We start from the raw sequence: 7,011 nt of genomic DNA, 5'->3' as shown, positions 1-7,011 counted from the left end.
CTGCTCGCCCAGGTCCGCCCCCGTGTCCGCTCCTCGCGCCAGGAGCGGATCCGCAGACGGATCCGGGACCTCACCCGAACGCTCCTCGCCCTGGAGGCCGCATGACCACGACCAAGCAACAGCTCGCGATGGTCCACATCGCCAAGAAGCAGCTCGCCCTGACCGACGAGGACTATCGGGCGATCCTGGTGCGGCTGACCGGCAAGGACAGTTCGCGCGACTGCTCCACTGAGGACCTCGACCGGGTGCTTGGCGAATTCAAGCGCCTCGGCTGGACACCGAAGGCGAAACCGAACGCCTTTTCGGATCGACCCTATGTCCGGAAAATCTATGCGCTGTGGAATGAGGCCGGCCGCGTCGGCGCCGTCGAGAACGCTTCGAAGGAAGCTCTGAGAGCCTTCACGGCGCGTCAGACCGGCAAGGCCGCGCCGGAGTTCCTGACCCCGGTGCAGGCGAACAGCGTGTCGGAAGCCCTCAAGGCCATGATCGCGAGGCGGGGATGACGCTACCGGGCGTGCTCGCTGAAATTGCTGAAGCTGCGGGGGCCGAGGCGGCCCTGACGCTCGCCCAGGCGCGCGGCGGGCAGCGGGTGCGCATTCCGGGTCACTATGTCCCGGGCAATTGGCTGGAGGAGCTGCTCGGCGAGACCGCCGCCCGGGCGATCATCGCCCGCTTCGCGGTCGGCTCCGGCGGCGGCCGCGCTGGACATACTGAGGTGATGATGCCGATCGCCGGGACGGGCGCCTATGGCCAGGTGCGGCGGACGACGGCAAAAGCCTTCGCCCGCGCGGTCGAGACCGGGGCCGGGGTGCGCGAGGCAGCCCGCCAAGCCGGTGTCACCGAGCGCACCGGCTGGCGTATGCGTCGGCGTATGAAGGGCGGCACCGATGACGCCCAGGGCAACTTGTTCTGATACATTTGTAGACGATTCGTGCTTGTTATCTGCTGAACAGAAACGGTATCTAATTCCAATGGCAAAATGACAGCGATCGATATACATAATGTTTGCTGGCATACGGTCTAATATACATCAGGCTGCAACACATGAAACGTGCCATGACCTACGAATATTGAGGCAAAAATGGATTTCATTGTAGTTAATGATAGTAAAATGGTTCCCTTGAACGCCAGTAACGTCGCCTATCTATGCGAAGACAATTGGAATGATTGGTTTATATACAAAACTCTCTATTTTCTCATTGTTTTTGACTATTGGGGAAGGAAATTTGAAATAGGGCAAGTGAAAATTGGCGAGTTTAATTGGCATGAAAACCAAAGTAGACCTAATATTCCTAGAAATTTTTCTAAACTTCCTGAGAGGTTTTTCTCGCTTGGACAAGATATAGACTATTATAATTCACTTGTGATGCTAAATAACTATGAAAAAGATGAAATATTGACCGCGTTGCGTGATGTTATACATAGTAATGATATATATAAACTAGCAGAAAAAGAGGAAGTGATGACGCGGTCCTTACTGCGTGATCAGGATCAGCGGAAGATACTTATTCAGTTTCCAAAAATACTTAAAGGTGAAGCCGATCGGACATCATTTGCGTTTAAGTTCAAAGCCCCGCATGGCTCTACAACGATGGCTTCGGGGTTAAATAGAAACGCATTGGAGTTGGAATTTTCTGTATCTCCTTATACATATCCTCCATCCAATATTCATGTTATTATTGGACGGAATGGCGTTGGAAAGACGCGAATTTTGAAGTGTATGTCAAGATCTTTGGTCGATACAGCAACCACAGTCGAGCGCGATGGGCTATTTACTGCAGGGTCTGCAGCAGTATGGCCATTCGATATAGGGGCTGATTTCGCAAATCTTGTAAGCGTCTCTTTCAGTGCATTTGACGAAAACTGGGTGATTGACAATATTAAGGAGGGGCGGAGTGCAAAAATTCGCTATGAAAATATTGGCCTACCATCGATTGACGTTCCGATTCAAAGAACGAGGGATTCTGATTATATATTTAATATAAACAGGGACTCTCAATTAGCAAACGAGTTCGCAGAAAGCGCCGCGAATTGTATATTTGGACTAAGAGGTAAGCGGTGGGAACATGCGCTTGCGACGCTCGAAACCGACAATTTATTCAGTGATATTGGCATTTCAGATTTGTTTAATACAAAAGATATTGAGGACATGAAGCGACGCGCAAAGGAAATTTATCGCAACCTGAGCTCGGGCCACAAAATTGTTTTACTTGCCATAACTCGATTAATTCAGACTGTCGAAGAACGGACGCTGGTGCTTATCGATGAGCCGGAAGCTCATTTGCCCCCACCCCTGCTCGCGGCCTTCTTGCGTGCATTATCTGATCTACTAATAAATCGAAATGGTGTTGCAATAATTGCAACACATTCCCCGGTGGTAGTGCAAGAGGTACCCAGATCTTGTGTTTGGAAGATTATACGTTCTGGATTGCTTTCAAAGGCGGAGAGACCTGAAATCGAAACATTTGCGGAGAGCGTGAGTACACTCACCCGCGAGGTGTTCGGCCTTGAGGTGGATAGGTCTGGATTTCACAAAATGATCAGTGATGTGGTGGAGAATAGTAATAGCTTTGAGGAGGTCATGGAAAAATTTGACTACGCAGTTGGCTCGCAAGGCCAGGCACTCATTCGAGCGATGATGGTTCAGAAATTAAAGGGGAGCGGCAAATAATGCTAAGGGTTGCGCCTCCTAGCCATGATTCTGGCGAAACATTTTCGCGTTGTGCCAGCATAATCAGAAATCCTGCGGATCGTGCCGCAATGTTAGAAGTACGAGAGCGGGTTGTTGATCAATGCAATACATATGAACAGAAGGCAACAGAGGGGGATCTTTATCTTTTAGAACGCTTGCCATATATAGGTAATATTACAGGGACAATGTTGCAAGATAATTACACCAATCGATTGGCTCGAAAGAATGCGTCCACACGAGAAATATACGATTCTATAAAATTATTACCAAGAAACAGCAAATGTCCGTACTGCAATTCTGGAACAGTAGAAACAATTGACCATTTCCTGCCGAAGGAGCACTATCCTATACATTCTGTTCATCCAAAAAACTTGATTGGCTGCTGTCATCGCTGCAATTTCAACAAATTTCGGTACTTTCCACGCAGCAAAGATGAAACATTTATTCATCCGTATTTTGATACTATTGAAGATACAATTTGGTTGGAATCAACAATTGTTGAAACAACTCCTCCCGTCGCAATATATACTGTAAAACGAAGCGCCTTCGAAGATTCTATAACATTTCGGAGGGTTGAGTTCCAATTCAGTCTTTTAAAACTTGATAGAATATATTCGTATGCTGCCGCAGATGAGATAGCATCTATTGAATACAACATTGAGGAAATATTTAACAATTCAGGTGCGCTGTCTGTTGCTACGCATTTGTCAATGCAAGCCCGATCTCGCCGACGATATGTCTCCAATTCTTGGCAGGCATCCCTATATGATGCACTTTCCAGTTCAGAGTGGTATTGTAACGGCGGTTTTCGTATTGTTTAGATCATTAAAATTACGTGTTTTTACTTTTTGAAACGCAAATCTATCGATCTAAAATGAAGACTATCGGCATTTTCCGCAGGAACCGGTTAGTTTTACCTCCCGTCTATTCAATCTAAAAACAGGACACTGACACCAGTCAGCCCTGCTTCCGGGATCGCCGGCGGCTAGCGTCGTGATCATTCCGACGCGCCCTCCGATCCGGGAGCCCCCCATGCATCCGTCCATCGTCTCGGCCCTCGCGGCCGGCGCGCCGCCCATGCTGGCGGCCATGCTCGCCCAGCTCGGCCTGCACGAGGTCGAGGGCAAGGGCTCCAACCCCGTGATCATGCAGATGGCGCGTCGGGTCGCCGGCAGCCATCCGAAGCTCGACTGGGTCGGCGGCTTCTACGAGGACGACGACATCCCGTGGTGTGGCTTGGCCGTCGCCGATGCCGCCGTGAGATCGGGCCTGACGCCCGTCCTGCCCAACCCGCTCTCCGCGCGCGCCTGGGCCGATTGGGGCTCGCCCCTGGTCGGGCCGCGGCGCGGTGCCGTGGTGGTGCTCTCGCGCCAGGGCGGCGGCCATGTCGGCCTCGTCGCTGCCGTCACGTCGGGCGCGAAGCGGTTGCTGGTCGCCGGCGGCAACCAATCCAACGCCATCACGCTCGCCTGGTTCGACAACGTCCCGACCGTCCGCGGCGGGCGCGTGCTCGGTTTCCGCGCGCCGCCGGGCGGAGCGCTCCCCGAAGCGCCGGTCGTCGCCGACGACGGGCGGTCCGTCTCGAAATCGGAGGCCTGACCCATGGATCTCAACACCACCAAATCCCTCGTGACCTCGAAGACCTTCTGGGGTGCGGCGGTCGCGGTCGCCGCCTCGGTCGCCGGCCTGGCCGGCTTCACCGTATCGGCGGCCGACCAGATCACGCTGGTCGACCAGATCGACCGCCTGATCGCCGTCGCCGGTGCCGGCTACGCGATTTACGGCCGCGTCGTCGCCAACCGCAAGATCGGCTGACCCGCCCATGAACTGGCTCGCCCTGATCCTCGGCCTGGTCCGGCTCGCCCAGTCGCTCGCCGACTGGCGGGCGCGGTCCGAGGCCGCAGATGGGGCGGCCGCGAAGGTGGTGGCGGATGCACTCAACCGGTCTCTCGACGATGTGGCGGCGGCTCGAAGCGCTCGCCAAGACATGCGCGCTGATCTGGACCGCGGTGGTCCTGATCGGCTGCGCGACGATGACGGCTTCCGGCGGCGGGACTGATCCTCCGGCCGTCGTCGATAGCCCCGCTGGGGCCGACAAGCTCGGCCGCGCCGCCTTCTGCGACGTGGCCGAACCGATCCGATAGGCGGATCAGGACACCGACGCGACGATCGCGCAGGTGAAGGAACACAACGCGGTGGGGGTGCGCCTATGCGCCTGGGGCAAATCGGATCGATAATCTTTTGGGGCCTGGCCTGCGTGCTGGGCGGGGCCGGTGCGATGGCGATCGGGGTTACGGGCTTTCTGGTCGCCCTGGCGAGCCTTGGTCCAGCCCGGGCCGCCGGCGCGCCTTGGCCCGGACCGCATCCGGTCGAGGTGCTGCGCGTCCTCGACGGCGACACCGTCGAGGTGAAGTTCCTGTCCGGTCCGTGCGGGCGCGGGCCGTGCCCGGGATCGGTCGCCCTGATCCGCGTGCGCGGCATCGACAGCCCCGAGGTGCATCTGTGCCGAACGGGCTTCAAGCCCGGGCGCGGCACGTCCCAGTCCTGCGCGCAATGTCCGGACGAGCTGCGCCTCGGCCAGGAGGCGAAGGCCGAGGCCGATCGCCTGCTCGGCCACGGTGCGGCCGTGCGGGCCCGCGAGATCGGCCCGGACGCCTATAACGGCCGCTTCGTCGCCCGCCTGGAGGTGATCTCCGGCGGCTGGCAGGACTATGGCGCCGTGATGATCGCCGGTGGCCATGCCGTCCGCTACGACCCGCGCGCCGACAAGAGTTACGCCAAGGCCAAGCCCTGGTGCACGGCGGAGCCCCCGGGAGACGGCATTGCCGCGACCGCGACGGGAGCCGCCGAGTGATGGAGATCGGCTCGCTCGCCCAGATCGGTTCGCTCGCCATTGCCGCGCTGGCCGTCGTCATCTCGGTGCTCGGCTCCAGCCGGAAGGGCTGGGAGGAGCGCATCAAGGCGGTCGCGGAAGCCGCCGCCGAGGCGAACGATCAGGCTGGCGCGCTGGCCGACCGTGTGACGCGGCTCGAACGCGACATGGAACACCTGCCCGACAACGAGACCGCGCACCGCATGGAGATGGCGATCGTCCGCCTGGAGGGTCGGCTGGAGACCATGGACGAACGCCTGAAGCCGGTGGCGTCGATCGCCACCCGCATGCAGGAAATCCTCATGGAGAAGAACTGATGAGCGTGGCGTCCTCCTTTGCCGAGCGATATCAGCGCGAAGCTCGGCTGATCATCCTGCGCGGCCTGGCCGAGGAGATCGACGGGGCTCTGAGCGCGAAGCTGATGAGCGCGAAGCTGGAGACCTTCGGCATCAATCGGTCGCTCGACTGGATCGGCGAGGAGTATCGCAAGCTCGCGGATCTTGGCGCGGTCTCGATCATCGAAGCCGGCAGCGTGCTGATCGCCCGGATCAGTCAGAAAGGGCGCGACCACCTCGCCTTGAAGGTCCGGATCGGCGGCGTCGATCAGCCGTCCGAGCCCATCATCTGAGGGGAGTGCCGACATGGCGAAGGGCCGCGGCCGCCTATCCAGGATCGACCTGCTCGGCTCGGACTACGACGACATCGTCATGTGGGCCGCCGGGCAACTGCGCCAGCGGGATACCCAGCAGAACGAGATTTGCGCCGAGTTCAATGACCGCTTGAAGGCGCGTGCCGAGGAAATCGGAGACGACGAGTTCAAGCCGATCTCGACATCGTCCTTCAATCGCTATTCCGTCACGCTGGCAGAAACCATGCGCCGGGTCGAACGGACCCGGGAGATTTCGCGCATCCTGGTCGACAGGCTCGATCCGGCAGACAGCGACAAGACGACGATCGTCATTGCCGACCTGATCAAGTCGGCAATCGAGGAGCAGCTGCGCGAAGCCGGCGAAGGCGGCACCTCGCTGAAGGACCTCAAGTTCGCCGGCGACGCTCTGCGCTCCGCAGACGTGGCCAAGAAGCAATCGGTCGAGCGGCGCCTGAAACTGCAGGAAGAGGCGAAGCGGCAGGCCGAAGCCATGGCGAACGAGATGGCCAAGAAGGCCGTCGATGCCGTCGAGAAGGCGGCGGTTGAAGCGGGGTTGTCCAAGGCCGCCATCGCCCAGCTGCGGCGGGACTTCCTCGGCATCCGGCCCGCAAAGCCGGCCGAAGGTGCCGGGCCGGCCAAGCCGGCCGGGGGCGGATCATGACCGATGCGGTCCCGGCCGACCGCTCGACGGCCCCGGTCCTACCACGCGACCCCGTCGCGCCGCTGCCGGGCGACCTGCCGCGCGGCGCCGACATCCCCGAGGATCAGGACCCGCTCGCCGATGGCGTGCTCATGCGC

Annotated in this window: 11 protein-coding genes; all 11 read left to right on the top strand. The window is 58.5% G+C overall.

Features of this window, described 5'->3' with window-relative positions:
* The first annotated feature begins 101 nt into the window (after window positions 1-101).
* Window positions 102-503 (top strand): gp16 family protein, encoded by a 402-nt coding sequence (locus KL771_RS28010; RefSeq protein ID WP_261971803.1) that lies wholly within the window; start codon window positions 102-104, stop codon window positions 501-503.
* Complete coding sequence (locus KL771_RS28005; RefSeq protein ID WP_261971802.1) at window positions 500-913, top strand: hypothetical protein; 414 nt, start codon at window positions 500-502, stop codon at window positions 911-913. The genes KL771_RS28010 and KL771_RS28005 overlap by 4 nt, the downstream gene beginning before the upstream one ends.
* A 168-nt stretch (window positions 914-1,081) precedes the next feature.
* Window positions 1,082-2,671, top strand: a complete 1,590-nt coding sequence (locus KL771_RS28000; protein ID WP_261971801.1) for an ATP-binding protein — start codon at window positions 1,082-1,084, stop codon at window positions 2,669-2,671.
* Window positions 2,671-3,513 (top strand): hypothetical protein, encoded by an 843-nt coding sequence (locus KL771_RS27995; protein WP_261971800.1) that lies wholly within the window; start codon window positions 2,671-2,673, stop codon window positions 3,511-3,513. The genes KL771_RS28000 and KL771_RS27995 overlap by 1 nt, the downstream gene beginning before the upstream one ends.
* A gap of 211 nt (window positions 3,514-3,724) precedes the next feature.
* Entirely contained in the window at window positions 3,725-4,291 is a 567-nt protein-coding gene (locus KL771_RS27990; protein WP_261971799.1) for a TIGR02594 family protein, read from the top strand.
* A gap of 3 nt (window positions 4,292-4,294) precedes the next feature.
* Window positions 4,295-4,507, top strand: coding sequence for a hypothetical protein (locus KL771_RS27985; protein WP_261971798.1), 213 nt, complete (start codon window positions 4,295-4,297; stop codon window positions 4,505-4,507).
* A 7-nt stretch (window positions 4,508-4,514) separates the two neighbouring features.
* Window positions 4,515-4,751: a hypothetical protein gene (locus tag KL771_RS27980; protein WP_261971797.1), complete on the top strand. Its 237-nt coding sequence runs from the start codon at window positions 4,515-4,517 to the stop codon at window positions 4,749-4,751.
* Between the two features lie 219 nt (window positions 4,752-4,970).
* Window positions 4,971-5,546 (top strand): thermonuclease family protein, encoded by a 576-nt coding sequence (locus KL771_RS27975; RefSeq protein WP_261971796.1) that lies wholly within the window; start codon window positions 4,971-4,973, stop codon window positions 5,544-5,546.
* On the top strand, window positions 5,546-5,881 hold the full coding sequence (locus KL771_RS27970) for a hypothetical protein (protein ID WP_261971795.1): 336 nt from the start codon (window positions 5,546-5,548) through the stop codon (window positions 5,879-5,881). Before KL771_RS27975 ends, KL771_RS27970 begins: the two co-directional genes overlap by 1 nt.
* A complete protein-coding gene (locus tag KL771_RS27965) occupies window positions 5,881-6,192 on the top strand; it encodes a VpaChn25_0724 family phage protein (RefSeq protein ID WP_261971794.1) in 312 nt (103 codons plus the stop codon). The genes KL771_RS27970 and KL771_RS27965 overlap by 1 nt, the downstream gene beginning before the upstream one ends.
* A gap of 13 nt (window positions 6,193-6,205) precedes the next feature.
* Complete coding sequence (locus KL771_RS27960; RefSeq protein WP_261971793.1) at window positions 6,206-6,874, top strand: DUF3486 family protein; 669 nt, start codon at window positions 6,206-6,208, stop codon at window positions 6,872-6,874.
* Window positions 6,875-7,011: the final 137 nt, after the last annotated feature.

The sequence above is a fragment of the Prosthecodimorpha staleyi genome (assembly GCF_018729455.1).
GTDB classification, from domain to species: Bacteria; Pseudomonadota; Alphaproteobacteria; order Rhizobiales; family Ancalomicrobiaceae; genus Prosthecodimorpha; species Prosthecodimorpha staleyi.
This window is presented reverse-complemented; position numbering and strand designations above follow the sequence as displayed.